At 68.6% G+C, this 15021-nt stretch carries 14 protein-coding genes; 13 read left to right on the top strand and 1 reads right to left on the bottom strand.

Features of this window, described 5'->3' with window-relative positions; genetic code table 11:
- Both VNF71_04475 and VNF71_04470 read left to right on the top strand, forming a co-directional pair.
- On the top strand, nt 1–939 hold a 939-nt coding region (locus VNF71_04475; GenBank protein HVA73801.1), incomplete at its 5' end, for a transglutaminase domain-containing protein.
- Entirely contained in the window at nt 875–2095 is a 1221-nt protein-coding gene (locus VNF71_04470; protein ID HVA73800.1) for a protein kinase, read from the top strand. The genes VNF71_04475 and VNF71_04470, both read left to right, overlap by 65 nt.
- An 11-nt stretch (nt 2096–2106) precedes the next feature.
- On the opposite strand, the gene VNF71_04465 is transcribed toward VNF71_04470, so the two are convergent.
- Nucleotides 2107–4932: a bifunctional [glutamine synthetase] adenylyltransferase/[glutamine synthetase]-adenylyl-L-tyrosine phosphorylase gene (locus tag VNF71_04465; GenBank protein HVA73799.1), complete on the bottom strand. Its 2826-nt coding sequence runs from the start codon at nt 4930–4932 to the stop codon at nt 2107–2109.
- Nucleotides 4933–5022: 90 nt separating this feature from the next.
- On the opposite strand from VNF71_04465, the gene VNF71_04460 reads away from it, so the two are divergent.
- The 11 genes from VNF71_04460 to VNF71_04410 all read left to right on the top strand — a co-directional run.
- The gene (locus VNF71_04460; protein ID HVA73798.1) at nt 5023–6741 is read left to right on the top strand and encodes an NAD+ synthase; all 1719 of its coding nucleotides are present in this window, start codon (nt 5023–5025) and stop codon (nt 6739–6741) included.
- A gap of 48 nt (nt 6742–6789) precedes the next feature.
- On the top strand, nt 6790–7458 hold the full coding sequence (locus VNF71_04455) for a TetR/AcrR family transcriptional regulator (protein HVA73797.1): 669 nt from the start codon (nt 6790–6792) through the stop codon (nt 7456–7458).
- On the top strand, nt 7455–7982 hold the full coding sequence (locus VNF71_04450) for a hypothetical protein (GenBank protein HVA73796.1): 528 nt from the start codon (nt 7455–7457) through the stop codon (nt 7980–7982). The genes VNF71_04455 and VNF71_04450 overlap by 4 nt, the downstream gene beginning before the upstream one ends.
- A gap of 191 nt (nt 7983–8173) precedes the next feature.
- Nucleotides 8174–8788 carry a class E sortase gene (locus VNF71_04445; GenBank protein ID HVA73795.1) on the top strand — a complete coding sequence of 205 codons (615 nt, stop codon included), beginning with the start codon at nt 8174–8176 and terminating at the stop codon, nt 8786–8788.
- Nucleotides 8785–10017: a hypothetical protein gene (locus VNF71_04440; protein ID HVA73794.1), complete on the top strand. Its 1233-nt coding sequence runs from the start codon at nt 8785–8787 to the stop codon at nt 10015–10017. The genes VNF71_04445 and VNF71_04440 overlap by 4 nt, the downstream gene beginning before the upstream one ends.
- Nucleotides 10018–10075: 58 nt before the next feature.
- Nucleotides 10076–10435 carry an STAS domain-containing protein gene (locus tag VNF71_04435; protein ID HVA73793.1) on the top strand — a complete coding sequence of 120 codons (360 nt, stop codon included), beginning with the start codon at nt 10076–10078 and terminating at the stop codon, nt 10433–10435.
- Nucleotides 10436–10444: 9 nt separating this feature from the next.
- Entirely contained in the window at nt 10445–10936 is a 492-nt protein-coding gene (locus VNF71_04430) for an ATP-binding protein (GenBank protein HVA73792.1), read from the top strand.
- Between the two features lie 72 nt (nt 10937–11008).
- Nucleotides 11009–11503: a DUF4395 domain-containing protein gene (locus VNF71_04425; protein ID HVA73791.1), complete on the top strand. Its 495-nt coding sequence runs from the start codon at nt 11009–11011 to the stop codon at nt 11501–11503.
- Nucleotides 11504–11565: 62 nt separating this feature from the next.
- The gene (locus tag VNF71_04420; GenBank protein ID HVA73790.1) at nt 11566–12312 is read left to right on the top strand and encodes a metal-dependent transcriptional regulator; all 747 of its coding nucleotides are present in this window, start codon (nt 11566–11568) and stop codon (nt 12310–12312) included.
- 3 nt (nt 12313–12315) lie between these two features.
- Nucleotides 12316–14751, top strand: coding sequence for a sodium-translocating pyrophosphatase (locus VNF71_04415; GenBank protein ID HVA73789.1), 2436 nt, complete (start codon nt 12316–12318; stop codon nt 14749–14751).
- A gap of 87 nt (nt 14752–14838) precedes the next feature.
- On the top strand, nt 14839–15021 hold a 183-nt coding region (locus VNF71_04410; protein ID HVA73788.1), incomplete at its 3' end, for a toprim domain-containing protein.

Below are 15021 nucleotides of genomic sequence, written 5' to 3'. Positions count from 1 at the left end.
GCACTGCTGGCCCTCCGGCACGACGAGAGGCGGCTGGATCCCACGCTGGGGTCGACTGCTGGGGGTGGCGGGTCGGGAGGTACGTCGTTGTCACAGGTGATCAACGCTGTCACGGTGAACCGCAGCGCGACGCCGGAGCAGTTCGCCACCTTCTTCGCTCTCGTGGCCCGCTATCTCGGTGTGCCCGCACGATTGGCCACCGGGTTCCGCTTGCAGCCGGGCACGGGGATCCTGCCCCCCGGCTCCTACACGGTTTCCGACAGCGAGGCGTGGACGTGGGTCGAAGTGCCCGTATCCGGTATGGGCTGGGTCGTTGCCGACCCGACACCGACGGGGACGACCGGTCTGTCCTCGCCACCGCCCGAGCAGGTTCAAGCGACACCGACGACATTGCCGGCTCCCACGGCCAACGCGGTTCCGCGCAACCAGGCCCTCGGAGGTCACGCCGTTGCCAAGCCCGTGAAGATCCGGCGTCACGCCCAGAGCGGGCTGCCAGCGTGGGCGGTCACCACCATTGCCGTTCTGGGCGTCCTCGTTGTCCTTCTGGTAGGGCTCGGAGCCGTGGTGGCGACCAGGCGCCGCAGGAGCAGGAGGCGGTTCTCGAACGACCCGGCGTTGCTCGCCGGAGGAGCCTGGCTCGAACTGCTCGACGCCCTCACCCGGGCGGGGATGGCCATCCCTGACGGGTCGACGAGCTCGGAGATCGCCATCGAGGCCGGACGGTACTTCGGTGCCGGCATCCCCGAGCGCGTCAGCAAGGTGGGCAGCACTGCCGACCGCGCGATGTGCTCGGTCCTCGATCCGCCGGACTTGGACACCGCGCTCGCCGCCTGGAACAGTCAGCGCGAGCTGGGGCGCGACGTGTACCGCGCGCTTGACCGTCGCCAGCGTGTACGGATGGCTGTCGCTCTCGGGCGGCACCGGGGCTCGCGAGGGTGACGGGCTCGCGATGGTGACGGGCAGGCGCCGACGTGTCCTGCGCGGCTACACCGACCTGACGGTCCTTCGCTCGAGCCGCTTGTGGACTCTCTACCGCGCGTTCGATATCGAGACTTCGCAGTGGGTCGCGATGCGCGTCATCCTCGTTGGCGCCGTGCAGTCGTATCTCTTCGACGAGCTCGAATCCGAGATCTCCGCTCTCGAGGCCATCAATGACCATCCGAACGTGGCCACTATCCTCCGGTTCTTACGTCGCAACGACGGATCGGCGACGATTGTCACGGAGCTTTGCCGCGAGTCCTACGGCGACCGTCTTCGTCGTGACGGTCCCCTCGCAGCGGTTGAAGTTGCCAGGGTCGCAAGCCGGGTCGCTTCCGGCCTCGACGCGGCGGCGAGAGAGGGGCTGGTTCACCGGGACGTGCGGCCTTCGAAGATCTTGCTGGCGCGTTCGGGTGAAGTCGTAGTCGGCGGATTCGGGCTTGCCCGGCTCGAGCTCGCGACGCGCAGCGCGGATGATCCCGTGAGCGCTCACACTGCGCCAGAGGTGTTCGGTGGCGGAGCGCCGTCGCCCGCGGCGGACGTCTACAGCTTGTGTTCGACCATGTACGAGCTTCTCGCCGGCCGCCCTCCTTTCGAGGCGTTCGACGGGGAGGCGCCGGCGTCGCTGCTGCTTCGCATCGTTGGCGAGCCGGCGCCCCCGCTGCGCGTTGCCGGAGTACCTCTCCCCTTGGCAAACCTCATCGCGAAAGGCCTCACGAAGGACCCCGCAGGGCGCCCTGCCACGGCGACCCAATTCGCGCAGGAGTTGTCCGCGATCCCGCTCGACGAGCCCCAGGGGCCCGATACGGTGATGGCCCCGGCGGCGACCCCGGTGTCGGCGCTGGCGCCACAGCCGCGGTCCACTCAGCCGGCTCCGATCGAACCCGGTCTCGCCCGACGAGCGGCTGCCGCCTCGCAGCAATCCGAGCCGGGGGTTGCCGCTCCCATCGCCTCGGCCCGCAACGTCCTGGCGCCGATTACCGCCGGTCGCGGCGCACCCCCGGTCCGCACGGGTACGCCCAGGCCCGACCCGGCAGCCTCCGGCGTGGACGTTCGACCACCGGGTCCCGACTTCGCTGAAGAAACGGGCGAGGATCTAACAGGTTCCGCCGGCTGACTTACACGTGGTCAGCTCGCCGGCGCGCCGCCGTAGAACAGGCGCTCCACCACTCTCCTGGCACGACGTGTGTGCCTTCGGTACTCGTCGCGCAACCCGGTCGGAGTTCTGCCGAGGCTGCGAGCGAGGACGCCGAGGACATGACCGGTGCTCGGAAGCGAATCTCCCGGGAGATCCCGGACGAGGGCCAGGCGGTTCCTGGCTTGCTCGCAGAACCGGTAGGCGGCCGATAGAACCTTCGCGTCGCTCACCGATACCGCGCCGGCGCTGGTGAGCTGCGTGAGCGCTTCCATCGTCCCGGGCGCGACCACCCGGTGTTGGAGTTGCAGCAGCTGCACCGTCCACTCGACGTCCGCCAGGGCGCCCGGACCCAGCTTGAGATGGAACGCCGGATCCTCGGAGGGGGGTACCCGCTCGCGTTCGACCCGGGCCTTCGTCCGGCGGATCTCGCGTATCTCGTCAGCACCGAAGGGCCTTCCCCACACAAATGACTTCGCTATCTCCGCGTAGCGCTCTCCCACCTCTGGATCGCCGGCGACGATCCGTCCGCGAAGCAGCGCCTGCTTCTCCCACGGCTCGGCCCACCGCCGGTAGTAGGCGCCGTAGGCGTCCAGGCTGCGGGACTGCGGTCCCTGCCGGCCCTCGGGCCGGAGAGCCGTGTCCACGCGGTAGATCCCGCTGGCGGGTGTGGCCCCCGCTATCACTCTCACGACCGACGCCGTCGCTCTTTCTGCGGCCTCGGCGACCTCCGCCGCTACCGCCACACCCCCATCCACAAGCCCGCCTCGGGATGAGTCGTACACGAACAGCAGATCCAGGTCGCTCGTGTACGAGAGCTCCCGCCCGCCGAGACGGCCCATCCCGACGACAGCCAGCGGGACTTCTGCCGCCGCGGATTCCAGTGCGGCCGAGATGACGACTTCCGCCAGGTCCGAGAGCGCTTCTCCGGTCGCAACCACGTCGGCGGCTCCGAGCACGTCGCGCGCGGCGATCCGCAGCGTCTCGGAGCGGGCGAACACCCGAAGACCCTGTTCGAGCGCCGACTCTCCGGACCTCCACGCGATGCTCTTGCGCAGGCGGGAGGTCATCTGGTCCCGGTTCGACGGCGCGAGCAGCTCCCGGTTCGCCAGGGCCGTGAGCTCTTCGGGGTGGTGCTGGAAGCCGCGAGCGAACCGCGGTCCGGTGCCCAGCAGCAGGCAGAGTTGCCTCGCAGCCTCGGGCGATTCGCGGCAGAGGGCCGTCAGCTCACCTTGCGCGCGCGGCGCAGCCGCCAGTGAGCGCAGGCCGAGCAACCCCAGGTCGGGGTCGGGCGACTCCGACAGCCAGTCGAGAAGCACGGGAAGCATCCGCTGCATGAGCCGCGACGTGCGCGAGAAACCGCGGGTCAGCTCCCGCACGGCTGTGGACGTACGCGCCGCGTCGGCGAAGCCGAAGGCTTCCAGGCGTTGCTCGACGGCGTGAGGTTGAAGTCCTGCCGGCTGCCCGGGTCCGTCAGCGGCACCCGATTCGGCGGCCGTCTCGGTAGCGGTTGCCTCGCCGGCGGTCCGGTGACCCGCCCCTTCGGTGAACGCCTCGAGCAATGGACGGAAGAAGAGGCGCTCGTGGATCCCTCTGACCGTGGCCTGGTGCCTGCGCAGGTCGGCGTCGAATGCAACACTGGCAGTGGTCGAGGACGAATCCCGGTAGCCGAGCACCCGTGCAAGGCGATGCCTGGCGGCCGTGGACTGCGGTAGGACGTGGGTCTGCTGGTCTTCGTGCAGCTGCAGCCTGTGCTCGACCGCCCGGAGAAAGATGTACGCCTCTTGAAGAGCCGCGGCGTCATCGCGTCCGACATATCCACCGTCGGCGAGTGCCCTCAGCGCCGGAAGGGTCGATGGCGACCTTAAAGAACGGTCGGACCTCCCGTGCACCAACTGGAGGAGCTGGACAGCGAACTCGATGTCGCGTATTCCTCCCCGACCGCGCTTCAGCTCACGATCCTCCAGTCCGCGACGGACGACGGCGGCCTCGGCCCGCTCCTTGAGGTTGCGTACATCCGACAGATCTGCGGCGCCGAACGGCCGCGCCCAGATCCGGCTCGACGCCTCTTCGATGAAGCGCTCGCCCAGAGCACCGTTGCCGGCGACGGCCCGAGCCTTGATCAAAGCCTGGAACTCCCATGTCTGTGCCCAGCGGTCCCAGTAGGCCGCGTACGAGTCGAGTGTGCGTACGAGCGGCCCCACCCGGCCTTCCGGCCGCAGATCCAGATCGATCCTCCACGCTTCGCGGGCTGCGTCGAGCATCGTCCTGACCTCAGGCAACTCGTTCCCGGATCCAGCCACGAGCATCACGTCGACGTCGCTCGAGTAGTTGAGTTCCCGGCCGCCGAGCTTTCCCATGCCGATTACCGAGACGCGATCCGCCGAGCCGGTGAGGACGCACGCGAGGCTCAGCAACGACCCGGCTAGATCGGCGAGGTTCGCGCCGACCGTTTCCAGGTCGTCGATGCCGAGCAGGTCGCGCGCAGCTATGCGGAGCACCGCCAGGCGCTTGGCGCGCGCGAGCAGTGTGCCGGGCTCGCCGTCCCCCAAGGAACGCAGCGCAGCAGGATCGAGCGCCAGACGCGTGTTCAGGTCGGACAGCACGTCCAGGGCCATGTCGTCGGCGACGCAGACGCGCGCCAGCCACGGGCTCGCCACGCCGACGGTGACCAGAGCCGAGCGCAACGCTCTGTCGACCTCCAGCCGTTCGGCGGCACCGGCCCTGGCGTTGGTGACGCGCTCGACGACGAGCGCAGCCCCCCTCGGGTCGGCGCTGCGCTCTATCTCGTCCGGCTCGGGCCGGGCCGATGCGGCCATGCCCCAGTGTGCGCCCCGGGAGCCGCCGGCGCCAAGGGCCGGCCGCCCTTCCATCACCGATCGCGTCGTCTACCGGCGTACGCTTCCTGCGTGGCCCGAATCCGATTGGCCCTTGCGCAGATCGACCCGATCGTGGGTGATCTCGGCGGCAATGCCGAGAAGATCATCGCCGCGCTCGCAACAGCGGAGAAGGCTGGCGCGGACATAGCGGTCTTCCCCGAGCTCGCCGTCACGGGGTACCCGCCCGAGGACCTCCTCCTCAAGCCCGGCTTCGTGTCCGACAACAGCGAGGCACTGTCGAAGGTGGCGGCGGCCACCGGTCGGTGCGCCGCGGTCGTCGGATTTGTCGACGAGCAGATGGATCTATACAACGCGGCCGCGGTGTGCGCCGGCGGTGAGGTGCGCGGGATCTACCACAAGCAGCTGTTACCGAACTACTCGGTGTTCGACGAGCAGCGTTACTTCAGAGCGGGTAGCGGCGTCACGCAGTTGTTCGGAATCGCCGGCGTGCGGGTCGGGGTGTCCATCTGCGAAGACGCGTGGAGCCCGGCGGGGCCGATCGCGGAGCAGGCGGCCGCCGGAGCGGAGCTCGTGGTGAACATCAATGCCTCGCCTTACTACATGGGCCGTGCCACAGAACGGAAGCAGATGCTCGCGACGCGGGCCGCCGACGCGAGCTGCGCGCTGGTGTACGTCAACTGCGTCGGGGGCCAAGACGAGCTCGTGTTCGACGGCGGCTCTCTCGTACTCGACGCATCGGGACGGCTTGTCGGCTGCCTCCCACAGTTCGTGGAGGAGGTGGCGATCATGGACGTCAACGTCCGGCCCGTGTATCGCAAGCGTCTTCTCGACCCGCGCGGCCGCATGGTTTCGAATCCGCTCCCGGTGGTGGAGGTCACCGGCGAGTCGCCCGGTGCAGACGTGGGAGCGGCACGGTTGCCGGCGCCGAGGGCTGCGCCATTGCAACTCGAAGAGGAGGTCTACACGGCGCTGGTGACGGGCACCCGCGACTACGTCACCAACAACGGGTTCGATGACGTGGTGATCGGGCTTTCCGGTGGGGTCGACTCCTCGCTCGTGGCGACCATCGCCGCCGACACTCTGGGCGCAGCCCATGTCCACGGCGTCGCGATGCCGTCGCGCTTCTCTTCCGACGCCTCGGAAAAGGACGCGGCCGAACTCGCGGCGAACCTCGGCATCGACCTCCGCACCATCGCGATCGAGCCCGCCCATGCCGCTCTCCTCGAAGTCCTGGAGCCGAGTTTCGCCGGTCGCGTTGCCGATCTCACTGAGGAGAACCTGCAGAGCCGCATCCGTGGGGTGATCCTTATGGCCCTCTCGAACAAGATGGGCTGGATGGTCCTCACGACGGGCAACAAGAGTGAGACCGCCGTCGGTTACTCCACTCTTTACGGAGACACCGCCGGCGGGTTCGCGGTCATCAAGGATGTCTCCAAGACGCTCGTGTACCGCCTCTGCGAGTGGCGCAACTCGACAGGGGAATGCCCCGTGATCCCGCCGGCGGTCCTCACCAAGCCTCCCTCTGCGGAGCTGCGCCCCGACCAGCGCGACGACCAGAGCCTCCCGCCGTACGAGGTGCTCGACCCGATCCTCGTCGCCTACGTGGAGGGGGACATGACCGCGGCTGAGCTCGTCGAAGCGGGACACGACCCGGAGGTGGTCAGGCAGGTCGTCAGGCTGGTGGATCTGGCGGAATACAAGCGCCGGCAGAACCCTCCAGGCGTGCGCGTGACACCGAAAGCTTTCGGCCGTGACCGGCGGATGCCCATCACCAATCGCTACAGGTAAGGGCGCCTTGCCAGGTTATTTGGATTCTCCGGGGGTTAGGATTCGCGCGTGACTTACGCCCCGCGCGCGGTAGGGGCTCCGGCCGTGGCCCAACGAAGAGCGCGTTCTCCCAGAGGGCAGGGTGAGCAGCTGCGTGACGAGATCCTCGCTGCGGCGGAACGCATTCTCATCGAGACCAACGACCAGTCAGCGCTCTCGATTCGTGCCATCGCCAACGCGGTCGGGGTGACACCGCCGTCCATCTACCTCCACTTCACCGACCGCAACGACCTCGTCTTCGCGGTCTGCGAGCGCCACGCGGAGCAACTCGAGCGTGTGATGGCCGACGCCGCCGAGGGGATCGACGACCCTTGGGAGCGGATCCGCCGGCGGGGCCGGGCGTACCTGCAGTGGGGGCTGGAGAACCCGGAGCATTACCGGATCCTCATGATGAGCAGGCCGGACCAGACGCCCGACCGGTTCGTCGACGAGCGGCTGGCGGACACCGCCGGGCTGGTGCCGGTGGCGGATGATGTCGTGCAGGCGATAGCAACCCAGCAGGTCGCATCCGGCGAGGAACCACTCGAGATGGCGAAGATGCTGTGGATGATGATCCACGGCACGGTGTCGCTTCTGATCTCGAAGCCGGAGTTCCCTTTCGGGCCGGTGGACGATGTATACGAGAGGCTCTTCGAGCTCGTCCAGAGGGGGTTGGCACCCCGACCAGCGGACTGTTGAGCACGAGTCTCGATGAGTCGGCGAGGCTCGCCGGCGCCCACTGCTGGAGCGAACGGAGGATGTTCGAGATACTCGGCGGCTGGGTTGCGTCCACGCAGGATGGCGCGGTGAAGCTCATGCTCGACCGTCACTCGCAGCACCACGCTTGGCGCGCGACTCAGTGGTGGGAGCGCCTGCCGGTGCTGGCTGACGTCGATCGCGGCGCGCTCGTATGCGCGCCGAGCCCCGCGGCCGCCACGGCGATGGGTCTGGTAGGGGAGACCGTGGAGACGGTCGCGCGCCTGGCCGGCGCCTACAGGTTCGCCTTGCCCCGGATGTTTGCGGCCTACCAGCAGCACCGGGCTACGGCGAGCCCCGTGTCGGACGGGTCAGTTCTGCGCACCTTGGGCCTCGTCGGTCCGGACCTCAGCTCGGATTGGGCCGAGGGGGAGGTCGCTCTTCAGGGGCTCATCCGCTCCGACGGAGCAGCGCAGCTGGCGGCGGCGGCCGTCGCCCGGCTCGAAGGTGTCCTCGCCGCCGGCTGACGCCGGCGCCTACTGGTTGCGGAGCTTGCTGGCGGCGAAAGCGGAAAGTCCTACGAGGATCGCGAGCAAGAGAAGCTTCTTCATGACATCTCACACTAGCGGCGAAGGTCGAGGCCCGCTGACGCCGAACTACTTTTTGTAGAAGCGCGCCTGGCGCGGGGACAGCAGAAGGAGCTGGGACGTTGGACAGGGTGCTCGACTGGCTGGCGGAGCGCCAGAACGCGAGGCGTGGGCTTACCCTCGCGGGCGCCGCTCTTGTCGCGGTCGCTGTCTTGTTCCTGGCCTTTCCCGTCTACACCGACTTCGTCCACAACGATCTTCAGGGCAAGCTGAGCAAGGAGCTCGGCACTCCGGCCGTCCGGCAGGCCTACCTGGCGGGAACCCTCCGGTCGGGCCAAAGCCTCACCCGGATCCTGATCCCGAAGCTCGGCGTGAACGTGGTGGTCGTCCAGGGCATCGACGAGAACGCCCTCCGGGCCGGGGCGGGCCACTATCCCGATACACCGCTGCCCTGCGACGCGGGCGACGTCGGCATCGCCGGCCACCGCACCACCTACGGTAAGCCGTTCGCCAACGTGGACCGGCTGGCACCGGGTGACAAGATCATCCTGCAGACTCCCGTGGGTTCGTGTGTGTACCGGGTGGCGCAGGCGCCATTCGTGGTACTGCCGACGGACTGGAGCGTGGTGGCCAACACACCGGGACAGTTCGAGTTGACGCTCACCTCGTGCCACCCGAAGGGCTCCGCCTCGCACAGGATCGTCATCAAGGCGGACATGGTCAGCTCGGAGCCGAACCCGACATGACGAAGTGGCGGCGGTGGTTTCCCGTTCTTCTCGCCTGCGCCGCTTTCGCGTGGCCAGGGACAGCCGCGCTCGCCACCACCTCGTCGTCAACCCTCCAGGCGGCGCCGCTCCCCTGCGGCGCCTCTACATCGGGCGCTCCCTGCCGCGCCGACCCCTCCCAGATCCAGGTCGACATCCCGACCGGCGTGCAGGCAGTCCAGGTCTCCTGGGTGCCCGGCGTCGGCCGCCCCTCCTCGGCACCCGCGCCGGACTCTCAGCAGGTCGTACTGACCGTTGCGAACGGACCCAGCGGCCCGGCGTCTTGTCAGGGACCCGCCCCAGCACCGTCGGGAACGACCGCGTACTGCTGGAACTGGCCGTCTTCGCTCGAATACACGCTCGACGGGACCAACTGGTTGCTCAACGGCACCTACAGGGTCACTGCGTGCAGTGCCACGTCGTCGAGCACGCCCTGCACGTATTCAAGCCAGTACAACTCCACTCTCACCGAGATCGCCGTGGCGCCCGCTGCACCGACGCAGGTGTCCGCGACACAATCCAACGGCGGCGTCAACCTGGACTGGAAGGCGGGGCCCGAACCCGATCTGGTCGGCTACGCGGTGTCCCGTGACAACCAGCCCGTCTACACCTGCAGCACCGACGGGGCGGGTCCGGGCGCGGGCACGCCGTGCGCGAACCCGCCGTCTTTCCATGACATACCCGGGACCGGGACGTGGAGCTACACCGTCTCGGCTCTCAGGTTCGGCGCCGACGCATCCGCCTCGCATGTCGTCGCGTCCACGCCGGCGGCTTCCTCGGTCTACGTGCCCGCCCCCGCGGCGTCCGCCGGCGGTGGCGGCACTGCTTACACCGGCGGGTCACCCGGGCACGCGGTTGTGCCGCCCCTGCCGCCCCTCGGGACGATGCGCCCTGCACAGCTCAACTCCGCCAGCGGCGTGGCGGCGACCGCCGTCCCGTCGCTCGCCGACGCTGAGGACTCCGGCGGGGCTGCCACCGGAACGCCCGGGGCCCTGCCCTACAACGACAAGCCCACTCTCAACGGCGCCCTCGCATCCGGCACCCTCGCTGTCCAGCAGAAGACCAAGGGCAGCATCGATGCCGCCGCCGAGCTGGCCCTCGGCGTCCTGGCGCTGGCCCTCGCCGTCCACATCTGGTACGTGCGAGGCGAGCTTCGGGTTGCGAGTATTCGCGTTGCGGCCCGGCGCGCCGCCGGCGAAGCGCCCGGCTGACGCTCAATCCGCCGCCTGTCGCCCCGGGCAGTAAGGTCGTGTGTTACAGAGTGTCAAGGTGACGGGAAGGGACTTAGCCATGGAGCTCGGCCTCGAAGTAGACGAAACTCGCTCGCCCTACACGGTCCTCGCCGTAAAGGGCGAGATCGATGTGTACAGCGCGCCCCGCCTGCGTGAGAAGCTCGTCGAGCTGGTGAGCCAGGGGCACCGCCAGATCGTGGTGGACCTCGAGGGGGTCGATTTCTTGGACTCGACCGGTCTGGGAGTACTGGTAGGCGGGCTGAAGAGGTTGCGCAGCCACGACGGGGAGCTGTCGATCGTGTGCAGCCAGAGCCGCATCCTGAAGGTCTTCGAGATCACGGGCCTGACCACTGTGTTCCAGCTTTCGCCGACCATAGAGGAGGCGACCGCGGGGTAGCCCCCGCTCATGGCCATGGACCTGTCGCTCGAGCTGTCGCTTCCGTCACGCCCCGAATACATAGCGATCGTCCGGCTCGTCGTGTCGTCCCTGGCGGCCGCACGCAGGAATCTCGCCGAGGACCGCATCGACGACCTCAAGCTCGCTGTGTCCGAGGCCTGCACGAACGCGATCGAGGCGAACCTCGCCAACGGGACCGACGCGCCGGTCGTCATCCGCTTCTGGGAGGCGCCGGAGCGGATGGAGCTGTGCATCGCCGACTCCGGCAAGGGGTTCGACCCCGATGAGCTGCCCGAGCACCCGCCTGTCACGGACCCCGAGCGGCTCAACTTCGAACGGGGCCTCGGGATCCCGCTGATCCGCAACCTGGTGGACGACGTCCGTTTCGAGCTGGCCGCCAACGGGACGTCGGTCTGGATGACCCTCTTCGGCGGCCCGGCGGAGGAGAGCGGTGACCACACGTCGGAGATCATCCGGGTCGTGACCTCCGAGGAGAGGTGACTTCCCTCAGGGAAAAGAGCGGCCGCCGACGTTGCCGTAATCCCGACCTTTCCGGTAACCTTTGCCGTGCGTATGCCCGGCTTGTTCTCTTTCCCGAACCCCGTCAATGAGACCTCGGCCCGCGTCGTTGCGGGCGGTGTGGTCGCCATGGCCACCAGCGCTGTCGTCCTCGACCAGCCGTGGTTGATGGCCCCGCTCGCCTACGGGTTCGCCGCGAGGGTCGCGACCGGGCCCAAACTCAGCCCTCTGGGGCAGCTTGCCACCAAGGTCGTCACCCCGAGGCTGAAGGTGGAGCACAAGTTCTCGCCCGGCCCCCCCAAGCGGCTGGCCCAGGGCATGGGTCTCACCATGTCGGCCGGCGCGCTCGCGCTGCACTACGGGTTCAAGCGCCCCAAGGCCGCACGGAGGGTGCTCGCCGCGCTCATAGGGGCCGCCGGGCTCGAGGCCGTGTTCGGTCTCTGCCTCGCCTGCAGGATGTTCGCCTTGGGGATGAGGATCGGCCTGGTACCCGAGTCGGTCTGCGACGAGTGCAACGACATCTGGCAGCGCCACCGCGAAGCCGCCTGATCACCTTCGCCCCACCTTGACTTTTGTCGCGCCAAAAAACTACCGTCGCCGCCGGCTAAACCATGGACGCGGCGCTTACGAAATCTGAACGCGAGACACTGAAGGCTATCTGGCGGCTCACATCGGACCCGCAATCCGATGGTGGGGCGCGCACGGGCGATCTCGCCGCGTCCCTGAAGGTCTCGCCCGGGACCATGACCGCGACGGTCAAGAAGCTTGCCGACCGCGGCCTCGCGCTGCACACCCCTTACCGTGGGGTCGAGCTGACCGAGAGCGGCCGGCGCCGGGCCATGGCTGTGGTCCGGCGCCACCGGATCGTGGAGCGATTCCTCGCCGACATGCTCGGCTACAGCTGGTCGGAGGCCGACCGGCTGGCGCCGACGTTCGAGCACCAGCTGCCCCAAGAGGTCGAGGATCGCCTGTACGCGGCTCTCGACCGGCCCTCGACGTGCCCGCACGGGTTCGCGATCCCCGAGACCGGTGGTGAGAGCATCCCGGCGCTGCCGCCGCTGTACGACCTCGCGCCCGGGGCGCGGGCCACCATCGCCCTTCCGGGTTCGACAGACCCCGACGTCGCGATGTTCCTGGACAGCCTCGGCGTGCGTCCCGGAGTCGAGGTCGAGATCAAAGAGAAGCACCCCTTCGACGGGCCGCTGGTCGTCGCTGTCGACGGCCACGACCGCACCATCGGCGAGCGGGTGGCCCGCCAGATCCTGGTTCGCATCAGCGAAGCCGGCGCCAACCACACGGGCAACAACCAGTCGAACAACAAGAGTCACAACAAGAAGAGGAGAAAGGAAACCGTCTGAGTCATGCGACTTACCGCTGAGGGCGGCTATCAGCCGTTCCACCTGTACCACGCCGAGTGGGCGTGGCTCTTCTTCGCATTGGCGTGCGGAGTCGCCGCCATCGTGACCGGCGTGTTCCTCATGAGGAACATGCTCCGGGCCGAGCAGGGGACCCCGTCGATGATCGAAATCGCCAAAGCGGTTCAGGAGGGCGCCCAAGCCTACCTGGCACGGCAGTTCAAGGCCATCGGCATCATCGTCCTCCCCCTCGCCGTCCTGGTATTCCTCACGGCGTCCCGGGTGACGCGCAACGTCACCGTCAATGGTGTCGTCCACAAGCACACCGTGCTGTCCTACGGCCTGAGCGGCGTCTTCCGGGCCGTCGCGTTCCTGGTCGGATCCACCCTGTCCGGGTTGGCCGGGTACATCGGCATGAGCACCGCCGTGCGCGGCAACGTCCGCACCGCGGCCGCCGCGCGGGACGGCTCCCTGCAGGCAGCCCTCAAGGTCGCCTTCCGGACCGGGGCCATCACCGGCCTGTTCGTGGTCGGACTCGGCCTGATCGGCGCCACGGTAATCGTCATGGTGGCCCAGAACACGGCCACCGCGATCCTGGTCGGGTTCGGATTCGGCTGCTCGCTCCTCGCCCTGTTCATGAGGGTCGGCGGCGGCATCTTCACCAAGGCCGCCGACGTGGGCGCCGACCTGGTCGGCAAGGTCGAGGCCGGCATCCCTGAGGACGACCCGCGCAACGCGGCGACCATCGCTGACAACGTCGGCGACAACGTCGGCGACTGCGCCGGTATGGGCGCCGACCTGTTCGAGTCCTACGTGGTCATCCTGGTAGCCACCCTGATCCTGGCAAACACGGCGTTCTCGCCGGCGAAGGCGCAGATCGGCCTGGTCTTCTCGCTCATCGTGCCAGCCATCGGGATCCTGGCATCCATCATCGGGATCCTCCTCGTACGGGCGACCAGCCGCGACAAGACGGCCATGGCTCCGATCAACCGCGGCCTGGTGGTGTCGGCGGTGCTCACCATCGCCGGGACGCTGCTCGTTTCCGCGTTCTACGTCCACAACTTCCGGGTCTTCTGGGCCGTCACGACCGGGGTCGTGCTGGGCCAGGTGGCCAGCCGCATCACCGAGTACTACACGTCCACCGAGACCTCGCCTGTCAGGGACATCGCCGAGTCGGCCCGCACCGGCCCGGCCACCACGATTCTCTCCGGGATCAGCACCGGGCTGGAGTCGTCCACCCCGGCCATAATCGCGATCGTGCTGGCGATCGTGGTGGCCATCGCCCTCGGCCACGGCGACATCCAGTACGAGCTGTACCTCGTCTCACTCGTCGGCCTCGGCCTGCTGTCCAACGCCGGGATCGTGGTCTCCGAGGACACCTTCGGGCCGATCTCCGACAACGCGGCAGGCATCGCCGAGATGAGCGGTGAGTTCCACGGGGAGCCGGAGCGGATCATGGTCAGCCTGGACGCGGTGGGCAACACCACCAAGGCCATCACGAAGGGCTTCGCCATCGGGTCGGCGGTCATCGCCGCCGTGGCCCTCTTCGCGAGCTACATCCAGACCATCTCCGAGAACGTCAAGGGCATCCCCACCCTGACCGGCCACGCGGCCAACGCTCTGTACACCTCGGTCTCGCAGAGCATCATCAACGTCGCCAATCCCAAGACCTTCCTCGGTCTTCTGATCGGCGGCTCGATCGCCTTCCTCTTCTCGTCGCTGGCCATCCGCGCCGTCGGCCGCTCCGCCGGCACGGTCGTCCAGGAGGTCCGTCGCCAGTTCCGTGAGCACCCCGGGATCATGGACGGCACCGAGCGCCCCGAGTACGGCCGGGTGATCGACATCTGCACCTCCGCCGCACAACGGGAACTGGCCACGCCTGCCCTGCTCGCGGTGCTGTCCCCCGTGGTCGTCGGCTTTGCGATCGGCTACCTCGCCCTGGGTGCCTTCCTCGCCGGCACCATCCTCACCGGCCAGCTGATGGCCAACTTCCTCAACAACGCCGGCGGCGCCTGGGACAACGCCAAGAAGTACATCGAGGACGGCCACGAAGGTGGCAAGGGCTCCGAGGCCCACAAGGCGGCCGTGATCGGCGACACGGTCGGCGACCCCTTCAAGGACACCGCCGGCCCGGCCGTCAACCCGCTCATCAAGGTCATGAACCTGGTGTCGCTCTTGATCCTGCCGGCCATCATCACGCTGCGGAACAACACCGGCGCCCGCTACGCCATCGCCGCCGTGGCCCTCGTCGTCCTCGCCGTGGCCATCGCCGTGTCGAAGCGTGCGTCGGGCACCATCGGTTCGGACGAGCCCGCCGGCGAGGCGCCCGCGTCGAAGCCGTTCGCCGGCCACGCCGGGACCACCGACCGCCCGGACACCGACACCCTCCCGGCGCCAGCGACGGGGGGGGTCGCCTCCGCCGTCGACAAGGTGGGCGGTTGACGAAGCGGCGTCCGTCCGGGCGGCCACCCCCCACGACGCCACCGGGGCGCGCCCGGCGCCCCGGAACCCGACCACAATGAAGGTCCTATGACGCCACCAGCGGCCAAGGCCGGTACGGGCAAGCCCCTCGTCATCGTCGAGTCCCCGGCCAAGGCGCGCACCATCTCGGGCCTGCTCGGCTCCGACTACGTCGTCGAGTCGTCGGTCGGCCACATCCGGGACCTGCCCCGCAGCGCCGACGAGGTTCCGGCCGCCTACCGCAACGAGGCC

This window comes from Acidimicrobiales bacterium (assembly GCA_035533095.1).
In the GTDB taxonomy this organism is placed as follows: domain Bacteria; phylum Actinomycetota; class Acidimicrobiia; order Acidimicrobiales; family Palsa-688; genus DATLUM01.
This window is presented reverse-complemented; position numbering and strand designations above follow the sequence as displayed.

Excerpts from the sequence above, each read along its gene's own strand:
- VNF71_04425 (HVA73791.1), top strand. The coding sequence starts at position 11,009 with ATGCCCGGCTTGTTCTCTTTCCCGAACCCCGTCAATGAGACCTCGGCC.
- VNF71_04440 (HVA73794.1), top strand. The coding sequence starts at position 8,785 with ATGACGAAGTGGCGGCGGTGGTTTCCCGTTCTTCTCGCCTGCGCCGCT.
- VNF71_04420 (HVA73790.1), top strand. The coding sequence starts at position 11,566 with ATGGACGCGGCGCTTACGAAATCTGAACGCGAGACACTGAAGGCTATC.
- VNF71_04465 (HVA73799.1), bottom strand. The coding sequence starts at position 4,932 with ATGGCCGCATCGGCCCGGCCCGAGCCGGACGAGATAGAGCGCAGCGCC.
- VNF71_04415 (HVA73789.1), top strand. The coding sequence starts at position 12,316 with ATGCGACTTACCGCTGAGGGCGGCTATCAGCCGTTCCACCTGTACCAC.
- VNF71_04430 (HVA73792.1), top strand. The coding sequence starts at position 10,445 with ATGGCCATGGACCTGTCGCTCGAGCTGTCGCTTCCGTCACGCCCCGAA.